This window comes from Streptococcus sp. 27098_8_75 (assembly GCF_041432475.1).
Lineage (GTDB): Bacteria > Bacillota > Bacilli > Lactobacillales > Streptococcaceae > Streptococcus > Streptococcus gordonii.
Window position 1 is genome coordinate 94258 of record NZ_JAPVZR010000003.1, and the last position, 18029, is coordinate 112286.

An 18029-nucleotide genomic window follows, 5' to 3' on the forward strand; every position below is an offset into this window, starting at 1 on the left:
AAGAAAGAGTCTTCTCTCTTTTTAAAATCTCTGTCTTACGAAAAGAATAGGCAAAAACAGGTATCTGTGATATAATAGATAGGAATTCTATGTATGAAAAAGCTTGAGAGAGAAATAAAATGAGAAAAATAGTGATAAATGGTGGCCGTCCTTTAAAAGGTGAGGTTATGATTAGTGGTGCAAAAAATAGTGTTGTAGCTTTAATTCCAGCTATTATTTTGGCAGATGGCATTGTGACTTTAGATGGAGTGCCAGCTATTTCAGACGTTGATAGCTTGATTGATATCATGGTAACCATGGGAGCTAGTGTGAAGCGGGATGGAGACAGTCTTGAGATTGATCCACGTCAGGTTCAAAGTATGGCGATGCCTTATGGTAAAATCAACAGCCTCCGCGCTTCCTATTATTTCTACGGAAGTCTTTTAGGGCGCTTTGGAAAAGCAACAGTAGGTCTTCCAGGCGGATGTGACCTTGGACCGCGTCCGATTGACCTTCATTTGAAAGCTTTCGAAGCTATGGGAGCTCAGATGACTCAAGAAGGCAATGCCATGCATCTGGAAGCCGAGACTGGACGCATGCGAGGAGCAAGCATTTACATGGATACAGTAAGTGTTGGTGCGACGATTAATACTATGTTAGCTGCTGTTCGAGCATCCGGTCGGACAGTTATTGAAAATGCAGCCCGTGAACCTGAAATTATTGATGTTGCTACTCTTTTGAATAATATGGGTGCCCATATTCGTGGTGCTGGTACGGATATTATCACAATCGAAGGTGTAGATAAGCTTCATGGGACTCGTCATCAGGTTATTCCAGATCGAATCGAAGCAGGGACTTACATTTCACTGGCAGCAGCAGTCGGCCAAGGGATTCAGATTAATAATGTCTTGTATGAGCACTTGGAAGGTTTTATCGCTAAGCTAGAAGAAATGGGTGTTAGAATGACTGTCTCAGAAGACAGCATTTATGTTGAAGAGCAAAGAGAACTCAGAGCTATCAATATTAAAACTGCTCCATATCCAGGGTTTGCCACTGACTTACAGCAGCCAATCACTCCACTTTTGTTGAAAGCCAAAGGACGTGGGATAATAATGGATACGATTTATGAGAAGAGAATTAATCACGTGCCTGAGCTTGCTAAAATGACTGCTAAAATCTCATCAACCAGTCATCAAATTATCTATGAAGGACCAAATCAACTACATGGTGCTGCTGTAAAAGCTACTGACTTACGCGCGGGAGCGGCATTGGTTATTGCAGGTTTGATGGCTAAAGGCCGGACGGAGATTACCAATATTGAGTTTATCCTTCGTGGCTATTCTAATATTATTGAGAAGCTGAAAAATTTGGGTGCCGATATTGAGTTGGTAGAAGAAGCGTAAGGATACAAGAATAGGATATATACGAAAGTATTGTCTAAAGGTAGCTTATGAATATTTGGACAAAACTAGCTGAATTTGCTTTTATTGAAACAGACCGCCTGCTACTCAGACCCTTCTCTTACCAGGATGCAGAAGATTTCTATGCCATAGCGTCTAATCCACAGAATCTGGAGTTCATCTTCCCAAGTCAATCCAGTCTGCAGGAGAGCCAGTATGTAGTAGCTAACTTTTTCATGAAGAATCCTCTTGGTGTTTGGGCAATCTGTGATAAAGAAAGCCAGCAAATGATAGGTTCTATCAAGTTTGAGAAGTTAGATGAAATTAAGCAAGAAGCTGAGCTGGGCTATTTTTTAAAAAAGGATTATTGGGGAAGGGGACTAATGACCGAATGTGTCAAAGAGATTCTCTTTCTATCTTTTAGCGAATTTGACCTAAAAAGGCTAAGCATTGTCACTCATCAGGAAAATCTAGCTAGTCAGCGTGTTGCTCAAAAGGCGGGTTTTAAAATGTGTCGACAATTTAAAGGAAGTGACCGCTATACACGCAAGATGAGAGACTATATCGAATTTCGCTATGAAAGAGGTGATTTTTATGAGTAAACACCAGGAAATTATCGCTTATTTGGAGAAACTTCCTATTGGTAAAAGAGTCAGTGTTCGTAGTATTTCGAACTATCTAGGGGTCAGTGATGGAACGGCCTACCGAGCGATTAAGGAAGCTGAAAACAGAGGCTTGGTTGAGACTCGTCCTCGTAGCGGTACTGTTCGAGTGAAATCTAAAAAAGTTGTTCTAGAGCATCTGACCTATCATGAAATCGCTGAAATTACTCGCTCAGAAGTATTAGCTGGACAGGCCGGTTTAGATAAGGAATTCAGTAAGTTCTCTATCGGAGCCATGACAGAGCAAAATATTATGCGTTATCTGACTGAAGGAGGTCTCTTGATTGTCGGAGACCGGACAGAGATTCAGCGCTTAGCGCTAAAGAATGAAAATGCTGTCCTGGTTACAGGGGGATTTCGAGTCGAAGAGGATATTTTAACTCTTGCAGATCAGATGGGAATCCCGGTCATGCGGACCCAGCATGATACCTATACAGTAGCGACAATCATTAATCGTGCGCTTTCCAATATTCAAATAAAAACAGATATTTTAACAGTTGAACAGGTCTATCGTTCTAGTCATGAATATGGCTTTTTAAGGGAAACGGATACAGTTCGTGATTATTTGGAGCTGGTGCGTAAAAATCGTTTCAGTCGCTTTCCGGTCATTAATCAGCATCAAATGGTGGTTGGAGTAGTGACGATGCGGGATGCAGGAGATAAATCACCCCATACAAATCTGGATAAAATTATGACAAAAAATCCTTTTATGACAGGTTTGAAGACGAATATTGCCAATATTAGTCAAAGGATGATTGCAGAAGATTTTGAGATGATTCCTGTTATACGAAGCAATCAAACCTTGCTAGGAGTCATTACCCGGCGGGATATTTTGGAAAAAATGAGTCGGGAGCAGGTATCAAGTCTACCTACCTTCAGTGACCAGATTGCTCAGAAGTTAGTCCAGAACGCTAATGGTTTCTCCTTTACAGTAGAGCCTTTTATGCTGGAAAATAACGGGGTTTTATCGCATGGAGTTCTAACAGAAATCTTAAATACTGCAACTCATCAGCTGGTGGCTTCTAATGGACGAAGTTTAATTATTGAACAGATGATGATATACTTTTTACAGGCTGTTCAATTGGATGACTACTTGACTTTGACGTCCCGTGTGGTGCATGAAACAAGACGTTCAGCAATTATAGATTACGATGTCTATTTAGACCATCAATTAGTAGCTAAGGCAACTATGACAGTGAAAATAAACTAAGAAGAGGAATAAAATCTAAGAATGATTACAATAAAATCGCAACGCGAAATTGACTTAATGGCAAAAAGTGGGGAGTTTCTCGCTTCTATTCATCGAGGTTTGAGAGACTTGATTAAGCCAGGAATCGATATGTGGGATATTGAAGAATACGTCCGCAAACGCTGCAAAGAAGCAAATGCTTTGCCCTTACAGATTGGTGTAGAAGGCAGCATCATGGACTATCCGTATGCTACTTGCTGCTCTCTAAATGATGAAGTGGCTCATGCTTTTCCCCGTCATCAAAAGCTGGTAGAAGGTGACATTATCTGTGTAGATATGGTTGTCGGATTGGTTGATAAGGCTGAATTAGATGTTTCAAAACTGGATTTTAATAAGGTCTCAGAAGTTAAAAAATACACAGAAAGTTTTCGTGGCGGTGTTGCGGATTCTTGCTGGGCTTATGCAGTTGGGAAAGTCAGTCCAGAAGCACAGCAACTCATGGATGTGACCAAAGAATGTCTTTACCGAGGAATTGAAGCAGCACAAGTTGGTAATAGAATTGGCGATATTGGTGCAGCGATTCAAGAATACGCTGAAAGTCATGGTTATGGTGTTGTGAGAGATTTGGTTGGTCATGGAGTTGGTCCGACTATGCACGAAGAACCAATGGTACCCCACTATGGTCGAGCAGGACGTGGTTTACGTCTAAGAGAAGGGATGGTATTGACCATCGAACCTATGATCAATACTGGTACTTGGGGAATTGACACAGATTTTAAAACTGGCTGGGCCCATAAGACTCTTGATGGTGGTTTGTCTTGCCAATACGAACACCAGTTTGTCATCACCAAAGACGGTCCAGTGATTTTGACCAGTCAGGGTGAAGAAGGAACTTATTAGAAAACATAGGAGGTTGGGATAAGGCGTTCCTAGCCTCTTAACTTTGTCTGATATAGAATGAGAATAGTAGCAAGAAATGAACCTTGCTACTAGAAAATCAAAGAGAAATAAATGATGGGCCTTTGCCCTAGTTTTAGAAAGGAAGCTCATGAAAAAAATAGTCGAAAAACTGAAACAACAGCAGTTTTTACGGGCTTTTATTGGCTTTTATGATAAGTCTGAGATAGGCATGACCAGTATAGCTGTAGCCTACTATTTTTTGATTTCGGCCCTTCCTTTATTGCTGGTTTTAGCCAATATTTTACCCTATTTTCAAGTTCAAACGGATGCCCTCTTGAATTTGTTAAACGAAATACTACCAGATTCGCTTTACCCCATGGTGGCTAAAGCTGTAAGAGCCGTTTTTGGTCAGCCGTCTTCTGGTTTACTAGGTTTCTCCATCTTGTCAGCTCTCTGGGCTTTTTCCAAATGTATCTCATTTTTGCAAAAGGCATTTAATAAGGCTTACGGTGTCACAAAAGGCCATGGCCTGCTTCGAAACCGCCTGTTTAGTTTTGTAGTGAGTATTGGTTTACAGATACTCTTGATCCTTTCCATGATTCTATCTGTTTTTGGTCGAAGTATCCTAACTGTGGTTTACAATGTTTTTGATTTAGATGTCTCTTTCTATAGACAAATCAGTACTATAACTGAGGGACTTGTTTTCCTAGTTCTCTTTCTAACCTTAGTTGCCCTCTATTATCTTTTGCCTAATGTTAAGATAAACAAACTTCGGTACGTCTTGCCAGGGACCATCTTTGTAGTGGGAATTCTCTTTGGCCTACTGAATTTATTTAGTGCCTATTTAGAAGCGTACATGCACCACTTTATTAATGTCCGTTTTTTCGGATCAGTAGTTGTGATCATCATTATGTTATGGTTTATCATTGTTTCTAAAATATTGATTATCGGTGCTATTCTCAATGCGAGTATTCAAAGTTGTTCTGAGTCGGAGTTCCAACTAGACAGAATAGGAAGTTTTTCCTTTAAAAAGAAGAACTAGCTAAATGGCAACCTAAAGGATACTCAAGAACATATTAGCTACTGTCAAGAATTGAATTCTGCATTTTTCTCTAGTATCATTACTAATCTTAATAAGAATAAGAAACTCCTTTACTTGTAAGGATTTTGATATTGATTTTTTAAAGAGGAATTTTCCTCTTTTCTTTTTTAGTCTTTTTTATTGCATTTGCAATAAAAGGTGGTATAATAGATTCAAATAAAAGTTTAAAGGAGGGGATATGTCAGTATTGCGGGAAATTGGGATTATCGCCCGAGCTTTGGATTCCATTGCTAATATTGAGTTCCGTGACATAGAGCTGGCGCGGGGGCAATATCTTTATTTGGTAAGAATCGCGGAGAATCCAGGAATTATCCAAGAGGAGCTATCGGAGCTGCTCAAGGTGGATCGCTCTACGGTTGCTCGCTCTGTCAAGAAGCTAGAGGCCAAGGGCTTGGTCCAGCAGAAGGCAGCCAAGGGCAACAAGAAGAACAAGGAATGGTTTGTGACGGAAAAAGGAGAAAAACTTTATCCTTTTATCCTAGCGGAGAATAACTATTCTGAAGAGACATCCCTGCAGGGCTTTTCTCAGGCGGAAGTTAAAGCCTTGGAGAAAATGCTGGTACGAGTGCGTGAAAATATCACAGGTGACTGGGAAGCAGTCAAAAAAGGACAAAAAAGAAACTATTAAGATTAAAGAGGTGCATCATGAAAGTTACAGTTGAACATGAATTTTGGCAAGTATTTCCAGAAGCTCAGATTAGTGTTTTAGTAGTCAAAGGACTGGATAATCGAGTGGATGAAAGTAAGGATCCATATTTCAAATCCCTGCTGGATAAGGGAGCGAAACGAGCTGAGGACTTTATCTTAGATGAGAACTTCACTCAAAATGAAGTCATTCAAGAGTGGCGGCAGGCCTTCAGCAAATTCAAGACCAAGAAAGGAGCACGATCCTCTATCGAAGCTCTGCTTAAGCGGGTCAGTCAGGGGCGAGAGTTCCAGCCAATCAATCCTCTGGTCGATATCTACAACAGTGTTTCGCTCTCTTATGCAGTTCCATGTGGCGGTGAGGATTTGGATAAGATTGTCGGAGGTCTTTATTTAGGAAAAGCCAAGGGTGGGGAAGCCTTTTTCCCATTGGGTGCTGAGAGTGACGCACCGGCACTGCCAGAAGAAATCATTTACTATGATAAAGAGGGAGCTGTCTGCCGTTGCCTTAACTGGAGAGAAGCGCAGAGGACTATGTTAACAGAGGAGACCAAGGATGCCATCTTAGTCATTGAGGCTATCAATGGAGAGCAGGCAACGCGTGCCCAAGCAGCTATGACAGAACTCCAAACTTTGATTGAGGACTATTTTGGCATCAAAGGTGAAATCACCCATCTGACTGCTGAACATCCCAATCTGGAAATTTAAAAATAAAAAAATCTGGATCAGAATTATCTGGTCCAGATTAATTTATGTAGGGTGGATCCTTTTTTTATAAATAGTTGCCAGAATCCCCCCTTCTCATTAGTCCTCAGATCCTAAGTCTTTCGTAAAATAGTACCTCTTTCCGCTATAAGGATATTCTTTTAAGGTAAATACTTCTTGGTATCCATGTCTTTTATAAAAATCAGGCGCCTGAAACTGATAGGTATTGACGAATGAATAGGTACAGTTTCTGACTCGAGCCTCTTTTTCAGCTTGATCCAAAATTTTTGATCCAATACCTTGCCCACGAAGGTCTTCTTTCACGAATAGATATTCGATTTCAAGCCAATTTCCAAAAGTTTCTCCGGTCAAGCCAGCTATGAGATTTCCTTCTTCATCCTCTAAATAAATGTCCAGAGCTTGGCTTTCTGACGGTTCTCTTTTTGAGCGGTTATAGGTTCTGAGTAAGTTTCTCAGTTCTTCTCTTTTAGCTGAGTCACCATTTTCAAATTTTAAGTTCATTTCTGCCTCCATGGAGCTCTTTCCGAGGTCTTTAGTTCTTTTTCTCAAAGACAAAGAGTTTGCTGAAAACGTAGTTGAGAACAATAATAAGCACCTGAGCGATAAGGGTTTCAATGGTATTGACCAATTTGATATTATGATTAACAAACTGGCCAATAATCTGCGGAAAACTAGTCACAAAGATAAAGGTCAAGAGTAAATTTAAACCCATCGTAGCCAATCGAGCTGTGAAAAACTTGACTAATCTAGCAGGCCAGCCCTTTCTTTTTTGCTTAAAAACGATGGTGTCATTGGTTGCAAAGGCAAAGAGAATACCAAGAACATCACCAATGACGGTTGCCAAGATTTCATTGCTAGTTAATTCATAACAGATCATCCTGCTGGCAACAGAAACGATAGTTGTTGCCACACCAAAGAAGAGATAGGATAGAATCTCATTATCAAAGAATTTTTTTATTAAGGATTTCATAAAGATAGTCTATCATATTTCAAATATTTATGCTATACTAGTTGAGTTGCCGAGTTTGTAAGGGAGAGGATTGTCTTTCTTCTTATTTCTAGCAACCCTTGGCGCTTAGCTTCTTTCGCCAAGCATATTACACGCGGTAAAACCGCTAAAGGAGAATTTAATGAAAAAATTAACTGCCCGTGATATGGTGCAAATTGCTCTTGTAGCAGCTATTTACATTGCTCTTACAATCACACCACCCTTCAATGCGATTAGCTTTGGCGCTTATCAGTTTAGAATTTCTGAAATGATGAACTTTATGGCCTTTTATAATCGTAAATACATTATTGGTGTGACAATCGGTTGTATGATTTCCAATTTCTTTAGCTTTGGTATCTTAGATGTTTTTGTCGGAGGGGGTTCAACTTTAGTTTTTCTAACTCTTGGGGTTGTCCTATTCAGCAAAGTTAAGCCGGGCTATCTGCTCAACGGTTGGCTTCGAAAAGACTTCTTTTTATTCTCAATTTTCTTTTCGATTTCAATGGTGACAATTGCTATTGAATTGAATATTGTTACTGGAGCACCATTCTTACTTACATGGTTTACAACAGCTATTGGAGAATGTGCATCTCTACTTGTCGGAGCTATCTTGATTGATAAAATCAGTAAGCGCATTGACCTAACCCAATAAAAACGAAAAGGCTTATTAGGTTTGTGAAATCTGAGGCCTTTTTTCTTGTCGTTAAAGCTAAGAGAAACTTTGATTGATAGGCCTTTTTCTTCGCTTTTTAAGGGAAAAAATAGGGCGAATAGAGATATTTATGATAAAATAAGAGTATGAAAGATAGAATGTCTGAGTTAGTTTCCCTGCTCAATCGTTATGCTCATGAATATTATACAAAAGATGCGCCAAGTGTGTCAGATAGTGAGTATGATCAGCTTTACAGGGAACTGGTTTCATTGGAAGAGCAATATCCAGACGAGATTTTACCAGAGAGCCCGACTCACCGAGTGGGTGGAAAAGTTTTAGATGGTTTTGAAAAATACCAACACCAGTATCCTCTCTATAGTTTGCAGGATGCTTTTTCACGTGCAGAATTAGTTGCCTTTGATGAACGAGTAAGAAAAGAATTTCCTGAAGTATCTTATTTATGCGAGTTAAAAATTGATGGTTTATCTATTTCACTGGCATATGAAAATGGTATTTTGGTAGCAGGAGCGACTCGTGGTGACGGATCCATTGGTGAGAACATTACGGAGAATCTCAAACGCGTCAAGGATATTCCTTTGACCTTACCAGAACCCTTGACTATTACAGTACGTGGGGAATGCTATATGTCAAAGGCATCTTTTGATGCGGTAAACCAGCTTCGTCAGGAAAATGGGGAGGCAGAATTTGCCAATCCAAGAAATGCTGCAGCAGGAACCTTGAGACAGCTAGACACATCAGTTGTGGCCAAGCGTAACCTAGCAACATTTCTCTATCAGGAAGCCAGCCCAACATCTGAAGCGACTCAGGAAGATGTCCTTGAAAAACTGAGTCAACTTGGCTTTTCTGTTAATGAAAAACGGGTACTGGCTAGCACTATAGACCAAGTCTGGGACTTTATCGAAAAGGTTGGTCAGGAACGGGACAAGCTTCCATATGAAATCGACGGAATCGTTATCAAGGTCAATCATTTGGCTGCGCAAGAAGAACTTGGTTTTACTGTTAAGGCGCCTAAGTGGGCCATCGCTTATAAGTTTCCAGCTGAGGAAAAGGAAGCCCAGATTTTATCTGTAGACTGGACAGTGGGTCGGACCGGAGTAGTAACACCTACGGCTAATCTAACACCAGTTCAGTTGGCAGGGACAACTGTTAGCCGTGCGACTCTACACAATGTTGATTATATCAGGGACAAGGACATTCGCAAAGGGGATACCGTCATCGTATATAAAGCTGGAGATATCATTCCAGCTGTCTTGCGAGTGGTTGAGAGCAAGCGTACGTCAGATGAACCATTGGAAGTTCCTAGCCAATGTCCAAGCTGTCAAGGGGACTTGCTCCATTTTGAAGATGAGGTTGCCTTGCGTTGTATCAATCCACTCTGTCCTGCCCAAATTATGGAAGGCTTGGCTCACTTCGCTAGTCGTGATGCTATGAATATTAGTGGCCTGGGGCCGGCAGTGGTGGAAAAGCTCTTTGATAAGGATTTGGTTCGAGATGTGGCAGGCATTTACCGCTTAAACATCGAAGATTTACTCCAGTTAGAGAACTTTAAGGAAAAATCAGCTAATAAATTATATAATGCTATTCAGGCTTCTAAGTCAAACTCAGCTGAAAAACTCTTGTTTGGCTTAGGTATTCGCCATGTTGGTAGCAAGGCTAGTCGGATTTTACTGGAGAAATTCCATGATATTCCAAGCCTTGCTCAGGCAGAGCAAGAAGAGATTGCCAGCATTGATAGTCTTGGCATGGTGATTGCAAAAAGCCTGCACAGCTATTTTGCCCAAGAGGGAACACAGATCCTGCTGAAGGAGCTAGAAGAAGCAGGAGTTAATCTGGCCTACCTTGGTGAAAAAGTGGCTGCAGATGCAGTCCTATCGGGTAAAACAGTTGTTTTAACAGGAAAATTAGAAACATTAACACGAACACAAGCTAAAGAAAAACTTCTTCGTTTAGGAGCCAATGTTGCTGGCAGTGTTTCCAAGAAAACGGACTTGGTTATTGCTGGAGCGGATGCAGGTAGTAAATTGTCTAAGGCCCAAGAATTGGGAATCGAAATCCAAGATGAAGCATGGCTTGAACAGTTATAGAGGCACTGTATGAAAGATGTAATAAAAAGAGCAAGACTCATTTACAACCCGACATCTGGTCAGGAAATTATTAAAAAGAATATTGCGGAAGTGCTGGACGTTTTAGAGGACGTAGGCTATGAAACCAGTGCTTATCAAACGACGCCAGAGCCTCTTTCTGCGCAAAAAGAAGCAGAGCGGGCTGCTAAAGCTGGTTTTGATTTGATTATCGCAGCAGGAGGGGACGGCACCATCAATGAAGTCGTAAACGGAGTAGCCCCCTTGGAAAATCGGCCCCGCTTGGCCTTCATCCCGACAGGTACAACCAATGACTATGCGCGTGCGCTGAAGATTCCTATGGGTAAACCTGTCGAAGCTGCGAGAATCATTGCTAAAAATCAGACCATCAAAATGGATATCGGCCGTGCCTTTGGGCAAAAATATTTCATTAACATCGCAGCGGCCGGTACTTTAAGTGAGCTGACCTATCGTGTTCCAAGTGAAGCCAAGTCTCGCTTAGGCTACTTTGCCTATGTTGCCAAAGGTGCGGAAATGTTGCCACGTTCTAAATTCCGCAAGGTGCGTATTACTCATGATCATGGTGTTTTTGAAGGTAAGATTTCACTCATGTTTGCAGCACTGACCAATTCTATTGGAGGCTTTGAGCGAATCGCTCCTGATGCCAAATTAGACGATGGCAACTTTACCTTGATCTTGGTCAAAACAGCCAAACTTTTTGAAATGTTAGCTCTAATGATTCAGGCCATTAACGGTGGCCAACACGTGACAGATGTCAATGTCGAATATTTAAAAACAAGCAAACTAAAACTAGAAGTTTTAGACAGCAAAGAACCATTTATGCTTAATCTTGATGGCGAATATGGTGGAGACACCCCAGTTGAATTAGAAGTCTTCCACAATCACTTAGAATTTTTTGCCAATATCGATGAAATCAGCGATGATGCTCTTTGTTCAGAAAAATCATGATGAACCTAGGAGATAAAAATGCCAGACTACCAGGTCTTAGTCCATTACCACAACCCCACTGATGATTACCTTTCGTACAATATATGGCAGTGGCAGGAAAACCAAATCGGAAAGGAAACGTCATTTTCTAATTTTGATTATTTTGGGCGAAGTGGACTTGTTACTTACCAAAGTGAGACAAACTTGGATTATGTCCATTTGATTATAAAAAAAGCAGACTGGTCAAGCCAGACCATTGATTATACCATTCGTCTCTTGCCAGCCCACCTGGTTACAGAAGTTTGGATTCTTGAGGGAGACCATCAAGTCTATTATTCTAGGCAGGCGGCAGTCACTAGCCACTATTACAAATACAGAGATCCTCATGCTTTTGATATGGCAGTTTCTTCCAAAGAATTTGACCGCCATTGGGGCTATCAGGGAAGTTTAGGTGCCTTTTACCAAGCTGATAAGACTGAGTTTAAACTTTGGGCACCGACAGCAAAAGCGGTTGAAGTAGTCATCTATAAAGATGCCAGCAACCAAGCCAGCGTTTGGAAAACTATTTCTCTAAAGAGAGGCCGAGATTTTTCGACAGATCACACAAAGAATACAATTGGAGTGTGGCAAGGGAGCATTTCTGATGATTTAGCCAAGCGTGCCTACCAATATCGTGTGATCTTTGATCACGAAGAATACTTGACTCGGGATCCTTATAGCCTGGCTACTAGTCCTGATGGTAAACGAACAGCTATTGTAACAGACCAAGAACGAAATCCACTTGGTTTTCAGGTTAAGCAAGGGCAAGAAGCCCACTGGCGCGTGAAGAATGCCTGTCAAGCAGTTATCTATGAGATGCATATCCGTGACCTAAGCCAGTCAGAAAGCTCAGGTGTCACACCAGCTTACCGCGGAACCTTCCTCGGTGCTTGTCAAACAGGTACGACAAATGGCAATGGTCAAGCGACAACCTTTGATCATATTCGTGACTTGGGTGTGAATTATGTCCAGCTCCAGCCCATTTCAGACCGCCATAAAGACTATGATGAAAATGGGCAGGTAACCTATAACTGGGGATACGATCCGAAGAACTATAATGCCCCAGAAACTAGCCTTTCTAGTAACCCATCTGATCCAGCTCAGGCTATTCGTGATTTAAAAACCTTGATTCAAGCCTATCATGATGCTGGTATCGGAGTGATTCTTGATGTAGTCTATAACCACAGTTACTCTACCTTTGACTCCCCATTTCAAGCTAGTGTTCCCGATTATTACTATCGAATGAATCCAGATGGCTCGTTCCAGAATGGAACTGGAGTCGGGAGTGAAACCGCGAGCGAGCATGAGATGTTCCGTAAGTATATGATTGATTCACTTTTGTATTGGGTCAAAGAGTATAATGTGGATGGTTTCCGGTTTGATTTGATGGGGATCCACGATGTAGAGACCATGCAGATCATTCGAGATGAGTTGGACAAGATAGACCCACGTATCCTGACTTACGGAGAAGGATGGGATATGGGGACAGGCCTCCTGCCTCAAGATAAGGCCAAGAAAGACAATGCCTATCAGCTTCTAGACATTGGATTTTTCAACGACAATGAGCGAGATGCCATCAAAGGTGCTGAGGTGTTTGGAACCTTGAAAGCTGGATTTGTCAGTGGACAAGGGACTGAAAATATTATTGCTAAGGCTATTTTAGGAAGTAGTGAATTAGGTAGCTACCTCATGCCAAACCAGGTCGTCAATTATGTCGAAGCTCATGATAATTATAATCTACATGACTTACTAGAAGAATTCCATCCACATGATGATCTAGAAACGCTTACCAAGCGGATTGAACTGGCAACTGCCATGAATATTCTCATGCAAGGCTTAGCCTTTATGGAGCTGGGGCAGGAGTTTTCTCGAACTAAGTTGGTGGCAACAGGACCAAATGGGCAGGTGACTCAAGCAGATAAAGAAAGAGCTATGAATAGCTACAATGCGCCAGACCAAGTCAACCAGGTGGATTGGAATCTACTTTCGAAACATCAAGACAGTGTCAATTTTATCCGCAAGATTATCCAACTAAAAACGACCAGGAAAGAATTTTCTTACTCGACTTACGAAGAAATATACCAACATGTCTATGTTCGTCATGCACAGACAAATAGTGGTCTTATCATTTTTGAAGTCAAGGACAAGAAGCATTATTTAGTCGTCTTTAATGCTAGTGGCACACCTTATCGCTTGGAAAATGCGGACCAGCTCAAACTAGTCGTCAGCAATAATCGAAGCAAGATTAATACAGAAGTTGAGAACTTAACTGCTAGCGTTTTTGAAATCTTAGCTTGAGTTGATTCACTTTAGATGACCTTACTTTATAAAATCATTGAAGCAGAATGGGAAAAATTAGATCCCTTCTGCTTTTTTTCTACTTCAAATGGAACAACCGGCTCTTATTTTCTGACAATTCTAATCTAGAAGAGTATAATAAGGGTAGGAACCCATGTGATTCTTTCTGTATGGAGAAAGGAGGCTTTTATGCCACAACGTGATTATGCTTTCGGTTTTCATGATGATATAGCACCGCTTTATTCGACTGGGAAAGGATTGACAGAAGCAGTTGTTCGTGAAATATCCGCAATCAAAAAGGAACCCCAGTGGATGCTAGACTATCGCTTACGCTCTTTAGAGCTATTTAACAAATTGCCCATGCCGGACTTTGGTCCTGATTTGTCAGGTATTCGCTTTGAAGATGTCATCTATTACCAGAAACTAAGCGGTGAGCCAGCTCGTAGTTGGGATGATGTTCCTGAAGAGATAAAAAGGACCTTTGATCGTTTGGGAATCCCCGAGGCGGAAAAGCAATTCCTATCTGGTGCTGTTGCCCAGTACGAATCTGAGGTTGTCTACCACAATATGAAGGAAGAATTCGAAAAGTTAGGAATTATTTTTACTGACACGGATACAGCAGTTCAAGAGTATCCAGAGCTAGTCAAGCAATATTTTGGGACAGTCGTGTCAAATGCTGAACATAAGTTTGCAGCCTTAAATGGAGCAGTCTGGTCAGGTGGAACCTTCATATATGTTCCTAAAAACGTGCACTGTCAAATTCCTGTTCAGACCTATTTTCGTATCAATGGAGAAAACGCAGGCCAGTTTGAGCGCTCCCTCATGATTATCGAGGAGGGTGGCTCCATCCAGTATATCGAGGGTTGTACAGCACCGACCTATACAACCAATAGTCTTCATGCTGCGACTGTTGAAATCATAGTCAAAAAGGATGCTTTTTTCCGCTATACGACCATCCAAAACTGGTCGGATAATGTCTATAATCTGGTAACGGAGCGGGGCACTGTCGAAGAAGGTGGTACCTTGGAGTGGATTGATGGCAATCTAGGTAGCAAGGTTAACATGAAATATCCTTGCAGTATTCTCAACGGCCGTAATGCACGAACTTCTGTCCTCTCTATGTCCTTTGCCAACTATGGCCAGCACTTGGATGCAGGCTGTAAGGTCTTTCATAATGCACCCAAGACTTCCAGTACCTTGATTTCCAAATCAGTGGCCAAGGATGGTGGAAAGACTGATTATCGCGGTCAGGTTCGCTTTGGCAAGAATAGTGCGGGCTCCAAGTCGCATATTGAGTGCGATACCATTCTCATGGATGGTGAGTCCAGTTCCGACACCATTCCTTTTAATGAAATCCATAATTCCAATGTCGCCCTAGAGCATGAAGCCAAGGTTTCCAAAGTGTCTGAGGACCAGCTCTACTATCTGATGAGTCGCGGTATCAGTGAAGAAGAAGCCACAGCTATGATTATCAATGGTTTTATGGAACCCATCACCAAAGAACTTCCAATGGAATATGCCGTCGAACTCAACCAACTCATCAACATGAGCATGGAAGGCTCAGTTGGTTAAAAAGGTCCACTGGACCTTTTTAATCTGCTTATGAGAACTCGCAAAAGCGAGTTCCCTTTAATAAGGTCTAGGGGACTGTTTTAGGTTGCGGATGAGAACCGACGGTAGTCGGTTTACCTAGACAATACCCTAACGGGTATTTTTAGGTTGCAGATAAAAACTCGCCCCAGCGAGTTCCCCTTAATCCAAGGTCCAGTGGACCTTTTTAATCTAAGGTTCGTGGAACCTTGAAATTTGCGTGAAAAGAATCAATTGTGATGATAAAAGAGGGCTCGCGCTAAGGGTCCTCTTTCTTACAAAATACTGCCAAACTTGACTCACTTTCCAAGAAAACTAGAAAAACATCCAGAATTTTGATATGATAGGTAAAATATAAGGAGGTAACGAATGAATCTAGAAGAACTGAGACAAGAAATCAATCAAATAGACGATGAACTCGTAGTCTTGCTGGAAAAACGGATGAAACTCGTGAACCAAGTGGCTACTTATAAGCAGGAGACAGGCAAGGCAGTGCTGGACACGAAGAGAGAAGAAGTCATTTTGTGTCGAGTGGCTGATCATGTTGAAAATCCAGCCTACAAAAATACGATTCTTGCTACCTTTAAGGATATCTTGAAGAACTCCCGTGCTTATCAGGAACAGAAAAAAGCATGAAGGAAGTGAAAAATTCTCTTGCCATCTGCTTAGCTGCTATGCTTGGTGGCTGGCTTCGTTACTTAATCTCTTCCTTGGTCACCTTCACTGGACATTTTCCCTTAGCCACACTCTTGGTCAACTATCTGGGGACCTTCATCCTGGTTTATTTGGTAAAGGGCTATCTAGCAAACATGCAAGTGTCTAAACGTTTTATCCTGGCTATATCGACAGGCTTTTGTGGTGGTTTGACTACATTTTCAAGTCTTCTTTTAGACTCCATTAAACTGCTGGACCTAGGGCTATACACGGACTTTATCCTCTATCTAGTCTTGAGCATTGGCGGTAGTTTGTGGATTGCCTTGTGGGCTGGAAAGAAGGTGGGCCTATGATTTGGCTTATGCTTACAGCTTGCGGGGGTGGGGCTCTCGTCCGTTATTTTCTTTCTAAGGTCAATAGCAGAGCTGTTTTGCCAGTAGGGACTTTGATGGCCAATTTACTAGGAGCTTTTTTGATTGGGTATTTCTATAACCATGTTCAAGACAAGCAACTTTATACTATCCTAGCAACTGGCTTTTGCGGTGGCTTGACGACCCTGTCTACTTTTAATGCTGAGCTGGTAGGTCTTTTTTCTAATAAGAAGAAATTCATCCATTATCTGATGCTGACTTATCTTTTAGGATTTTTAGCTATTATTTTAGGAATTTTTATCTAAAAATCTTTACATTTACCGGAATTTTGATATAATATTCTTTGTGCAAATGGAGCACAAAAAAACGACTAATCCGCTTTGGTCATGAATCATAAGATTAGTAAGATAGGAGTAAAAAATGAATCCATTAATCCAAAGCTTGACTGAAGGTCAACTTCGTACTGATATCCCTGCATTCCGTCCTGGTGACACTGTCCGCGTTCACGCGAAAGTTGTCGAAGGAACTCGCGAACGTATCCAGATCTTTGAAGGTGTCGTTATCGCTCGTAAGGGTGCTGGCATCTCAGAAAACTACACAGTTCGTAAAATTTCTAATGGTGTAGGTGTTGAACGTACTTTCCCAATCCACACTCCACGTGTTGACAAGATTGAAGTCGTTCGTTACGGTAAAGTGCGTCGCGCTAAATTGTACTACCTTCGTGCATTGCAAGGTAAAGCGGCTCGTATTAAAGAAATCCGTCGTTAATCTTAGAAAGCTCTGTCAGATGGCAGAGTTTTTCTCTAGGTCCCCTTAGTTCAATGGATATAACAACTCCCTCCTAAGGAGTAGTTGCTGGTTCGATTCCGGCAGGGGACATTCTAAAAGCCTGTCTAAGGCTTTTTTTATACTTTCAGGAGGGAAAGTGATGACTTATTATTTTATTGGTGGTCTGGGATGCAATGTTTATTACCCACAAGACTTTTTTACAGCTCTAAAACTTCCTATTGTATATCTGGATTTATATGGTCAAGAAATTCGCCAAGAAGCAGACTTGGAAGAGTGGTTTGCTCTGCAGGTTGATTTGACTGAAGAAGTGACGCTGATTGCACATTCCCTAGGAGCTGATTTCGCGGTTTATTTGGCATCTGTCTTTCCTTCTGTTAAGAAATTAATTCTGCTGGATGGTGGCTACTTAAACCTAGACAAAATATGTAATCTGGAAGAAGAAATAGCAGATGCTCTTACCTATTTGGAGAAAACTTCCTATAGCAGTATTGAGGAAGCTGTTTCATTGGAGCGATACGAGGCAAAACATTGGTCAGAGAATTGTTCCAAAGCTGTTAAAGACAATCTTGTCTTTAATGAAAAGGCCCAGGTATGGAAGTTGGGAATTTCTCAGCAAATAGTGAAGAATTTGCTGACGCTGAGACGACTTATGTACGGATGTTTATCTAAGCTTAGAGACTGCCAAATCCATTTAATTATTCCTCAGCAATCTGAATCCGATCCTAGTTGGAAAGTTAAGGCTTTACAAGAACTTCCAGATTATGTGCAACTAGCAGAAGTTAAAGATTGCGGACACAATATCTATGGTGACAATCCTTTGGTGCTAGCTAAGATGGTAAGGTCTGTTTTAGATTGAGGGTTAGAGTATAAAATAAAGAAAGAATAGTCCCTGTCGAAAGTCTCTCGATAGGGATTATTTAGTTTAGTGTTTTAAATCTTAAGATAGAAATAACTATTCTTGCTCCTCTACTGCCTAATAAATAACTCCCTAGAAA

Annotated in this window: 19 protein-coding genes, 1 tRNA gene and 1 riboswitch; of the genes, 18 read left to right on the top strand and 2 right to left on the bottom strand. The window is 41.2% G+C overall.

The window, feature by feature from the left end; translation table 11 throughout:
• Positions 1 to 119: 119 nt before the first annotated feature.
• The 7 genes from O3640_RS05910 to O3640_RS05940 all read left to right on the top strand — a co-directional run bounded on the left by O3640_RS05910 (position 120) and on the right by O3640_RS05940 (position 6585).
• Positions 120 to 1382: a UDP-N-acetylglucosamine 1-carboxyvinyltransferase gene (locus O3640_RS05910; protein ID WP_371586793.1), complete on the top strand. Its 1263-nt coding sequence runs from the start codon at positions 120 to 122 to the stop codon at positions 1380 to 1382.
• Positions 1383 to 1429: 47 nt separating this feature from the next.
• Positions 1430 to 1981, top strand: coding sequence for a GNAT family N-acetyltransferase (locus O3640_RS05915; protein ID WP_046165386.1), 552 nt, complete (start codon positions 1430 to 1432; stop codon positions 1979 to 1981).
• Positions 1974 to 3251 carry a CBS-HotDog domain-containing transcription factor SpxR gene (spxR, locus tag O3640_RS05920; protein ID WP_008809336.1) on the top strand — a complete coding sequence of 426 codons (1278 nt, stop codon included), beginning with the start codon at positions 1974 to 1976 and terminating at the stop codon, positions 3249 to 3251. The genes O3640_RS05915 and spxR overlap by 8 nt, the downstream gene beginning before the upstream one ends.
• A gap of 21 nt (positions 3252 to 3272) precedes the next feature.
• The gene (locus tag O3640_RS05925) at positions 3273 to 4130 is read left to right on the top strand and encodes a methionyl aminopeptidase (RefSeq protein ID WP_268723222.1); all 858 of its coding nucleotides are present in this window, start codon (positions 3273 to 3275) and stop codon (positions 4128 to 4130) included.
• A gap of 148 nt (positions 4131 to 4278) precedes the next feature.
• Entirely contained in the window at positions 4279 to 5172 is an 894-nt protein-coding gene (locus O3640_RS05930) for a YihY/virulence factor BrkB family protein (protein ID WP_096755122.1), read from the top strand.
• 238 nt (positions 5173 to 5410) lie between these two features.
• Positions 5411 to 5860, top strand: coding sequence for a MarR family winged helix-turn-helix transcriptional regulator (locus O3640_RS05935; protein WP_061584895.1), 450 nt, complete (start codon positions 5411 to 5413; stop codon positions 5858 to 5860).
• A gap of 17 nt (positions 5861 to 5877) precedes the next feature.
• Positions 5878 to 6585: a B3/4 domain-containing protein gene (locus O3640_RS05940; RefSeq protein ID WP_096755123.1), complete on the top strand. Its 708-nt coding sequence runs from the start codon at positions 5878 to 5880 to the stop codon at positions 6583 to 6585.
• Between the two features lie 96 nt (positions 6586 to 6681).
• On the opposite strand, the gene O3640_RS05945 is transcribed toward O3640_RS05940, so the two are convergent.
• On the bottom strand, positions 6682 to 7104 hold the full coding sequence (locus O3640_RS05945; RefSeq protein WP_371586794.1) for a GNAT family N-acetyltransferase: 423 nt from the start codon (positions 7102 to 7104) through the stop codon (positions 6682 to 6684).
• 31 nt (positions 7105 to 7135) lie between these two features.
• Positions 7136 to 7573, bottom strand: a complete 438-nt coding sequence (locus O3640_RS05950; RefSeq protein WP_371586795.1) for a GtrA family protein — start codon at positions 7571 to 7573, stop codon at positions 7136 to 7138.
• Between the two features lie 28 nt (positions 7574 to 7601).
• A riboswitch (PreQ1 riboswitch) is annotated at positions 7602 to 7736 on the top strand.
• Here O3640_RS05950 and O3640_RS05955 point away from each other — a divergent pair.
• The 11 genes from O3640_RS05955 to O3640_RS06005 all read left to right on the top strand — a co-directional run bounded on the left by O3640_RS05955 (position 7734) and on the right by O3640_RS06005 (position 17890).
• The gene (locus O3640_RS05955) at positions 7734 to 8243 is read left to right on the top strand and encodes a QueT transporter family protein (RefSeq protein ID WP_045635190.1); all 510 of its coding nucleotides are present in this window, start codon (positions 7734 to 7736) and stop codon (positions 8241 to 8243) included. Its footprint overlaps the riboswitch before it by 3 nt.
• 146 nt (positions 8244 to 8389) lie before the next feature.
• The gene (gene ligA / locus O3640_RS05960; protein ID WP_061584893.1) at positions 8390 to 10348 is read left to right on the top strand and encodes an NAD-dependent DNA ligase LigA; all 1959 of its coding nucleotides are present in this window, start codon (positions 8390 to 8392) and stop codon (positions 10346 to 10348) included.
• A gap of 9 nt (positions 10349 to 10357) precedes the next feature.
• The gene (locus tag O3640_RS05965; protein WP_008809327.1) at positions 10358 to 11314 is read left to right on the top strand and encodes a diacylglycerol kinase family lipid kinase; all 957 of its coding nucleotides are present in this window, start codon (positions 10358 to 10360) and stop codon (positions 11312 to 11314) included.
• Between the two features lie 18 nt (positions 11315 to 11332).
• Positions 11333 to 13630 carry a type I pullulanase gene (pulA, locus tag O3640_RS05970; RefSeq protein WP_371586796.1) on the top strand — a complete coding sequence of 766 codons (2298 nt, stop codon included), beginning with the start codon at positions 11333 to 11335 and terminating at the stop codon, positions 13628 to 13630.
• Between the two features lie 189 nt (positions 13631 to 13819).
• Positions 13820 to 15202 (top strand): Fe-S cluster assembly protein SufB, encoded by a 1383-nt coding sequence (gene sufB / locus O3640_RS05975; protein WP_045635193.1) that lies wholly within the window; start codon positions 13820 to 13822, stop codon positions 15200 to 15202.
• Between the two features lie 387 nt (positions 15203 to 15589).
• Positions 15590 to 15856: a chorismate mutase gene (locus O3640_RS05980; protein WP_371586797.1), complete on the top strand. Its 267-nt coding sequence runs from the start codon at positions 15590 to 15592 to the stop codon at positions 15854 to 15856.
• On the top strand, positions 15853 to 16227 hold the full coding sequence (crcB, locus tag O3640_RS05985) for a fluoride efflux transporter CrcB (RefSeq protein WP_371586798.1): 375 nt from the start codon (positions 15853 to 15855) through the stop codon (positions 16225 to 16227). The genes O3640_RS05980 and crcB (O3640_RS05985) overlap by 4 nt, the downstream gene beginning before the upstream one ends.
• Complete coding sequence (gene crcB, locus O3640_RS05990; protein ID WP_061594515.1) at positions 16224 to 16550, top strand: fluoride efflux transporter CrcB; 327 nt, start codon at positions 16224 to 16226, stop codon at positions 16548 to 16550. The genes crcB (O3640_RS05985) and crcB (O3640_RS05990) overlap by 4 nt, the downstream gene beginning before the upstream one ends.
• A gap of 115 nt (positions 16551 to 16665) precedes the next feature.
• Positions 16666 to 17013, top strand: a complete 348-nt coding sequence (gene rplS, locus O3640_RS05995) for a 50S ribosomal protein L19 (protein ID WP_008809321.1) — start codon at positions 16666 to 16668, stop codon at positions 17011 to 17013.
• A gap of 39 nt (positions 17014 to 17052) precedes the next feature.
• Positions 17053 to 17124, top strand: a tRNA-Arg gene (locus O3640_RS06000).
• A 49-nt stretch (positions 17125 to 17173) separates the two neighbouring features.
• Positions 17174 to 17890 (top strand): alpha/beta hydrolase, encoded by a 717-nt coding sequence (locus tag O3640_RS06005; RefSeq protein ID WP_227221383.1) that lies wholly within the window; start codon positions 17174 to 17176, stop codon positions 17888 to 17890.
• Positions 17891 to 18029 lie beyond the last annotated feature (139 nt).

Bases quoted from the DNA above. Each gene is read 5' to 3' on its own strand.
- O3640_RS06005 (WP_227221383.1), top strand. From the start codon at position 17,174: ATGACTTATTATTTTATTGGTGGTCTGGGATGCAATGTTTATTACCCA.
- O3640_RS05930 (WP_096755122.1), top strand. From the start codon at position 4,279: ATGAAAAAAATAGTCGAAAAACTGAAACAACAGCAGTTTTTACGGGCT.
- crcB (WP_061594515.1), top strand. From the start codon at position 16,224: ATGATTTGGCTTATGCTTACAGCTTGCGGGGGTGGGGCTCTCGTCCGT.
- crcB (WP_371586798.1), top strand. From the start codon at position 15,853: ATGAAGGAAGTGAAAAATTCTCTTGCCATCTGCTTAGCTGCTATGCTT.
- O3640_RS05910 (WP_371586793.1), top strand. From the start codon at position 120: ATGAGAAAAATAGTGATAAATGGTGGCCGTCCTTTAAAAGGTGAGGTT.
- O3640_RS05955 (WP_045635190.1), top strand. From the start codon at position 7,734: ATGAAAAAATTAACTGCCCGTGATATGGTGCAAATTGCTCTTGTAGCA.
- O3640_RS05935 (WP_061584895.1), top strand. From the start codon at position 5,411: ATGTCAGTATTGCGGGAAATTGGGATTATCGCCCGAGCTTTGGATTCC.
- O3640_RS05915 (WP_046165386.1), top strand. From the start codon at position 1,430: ATGAATATTTGGACAAAACTAGCTGAATTTGCTTTTATTGAAACAGAC.
- pulA (WP_371586796.1), top strand. From the start codon at position 11,333: ATGCCAGACTACCAGGTCTTAGTCCATTACCACAACCCCACTGATGAT.
- O3640_RS05980 (WP_371586797.1), top strand. From the start codon at position 15,590: ATGAATCTAGAAGAACTGAGACAAGAAATCAATCAAATAGACGATGAA.
- O3640_RS05950 (WP_371586795.1), bottom strand. From the start codon at position 7,573: ATGAAATCCTTAATAAAAAAATTCTTTGATAATGAGATTCTATCCTAT.
- spxR (WP_008809336.1), top strand. From the start codon at position 1,974: ATGAGTAAACACCAGGAAATTATCGCTTATTTGGAGAAACTTCCTATT.
- ligA (WP_061584893.1), top strand. From the start codon at position 8,390: ATGAAAGATAGAATGTCTGAGTTAGTTTCCCTGCTCAATCGTTATGCT.
- O3640_RS05965 (WP_008809327.1), top strand. From the start codon at position 10,358: ATGAAAGATGTAATAAAAAGAGCAAGACTCATTTACAACCCGACATCT.
- O3640_RS05940 (WP_096755123.1), top strand. From the start codon at position 5,878: ATGAAAGTTACAGTTGAACATGAATTTTGGCAAGTATTTCCAGAAGCT.
- sufB (WP_045635193.1), top strand. From the start codon at position 13,820: ATGCCACAACGTGATTATGCTTTCGGTTTTCATGATGATATAGCACCG.
- O3640_RS05945 (WP_371586794.1), bottom strand. From the start codon at position 7,104: ATGAACTTAAAATTTGAAAATGGTGACTCAGCTAAAAGAGAAGAACTG.
- rplS (WP_008809321.1), top strand. From the start codon at position 16,666: ATGAATCCATTAATCCAAAGCTTGACTGAAGGTCAACTTCGTACTGAT.
- O3640_RS05925 (WP_268723222.1), top strand. From the start codon at position 3,273: ATGATTACAATAAAATCGCAACGCGAAATTGACTTAATGGCAAAAAGT.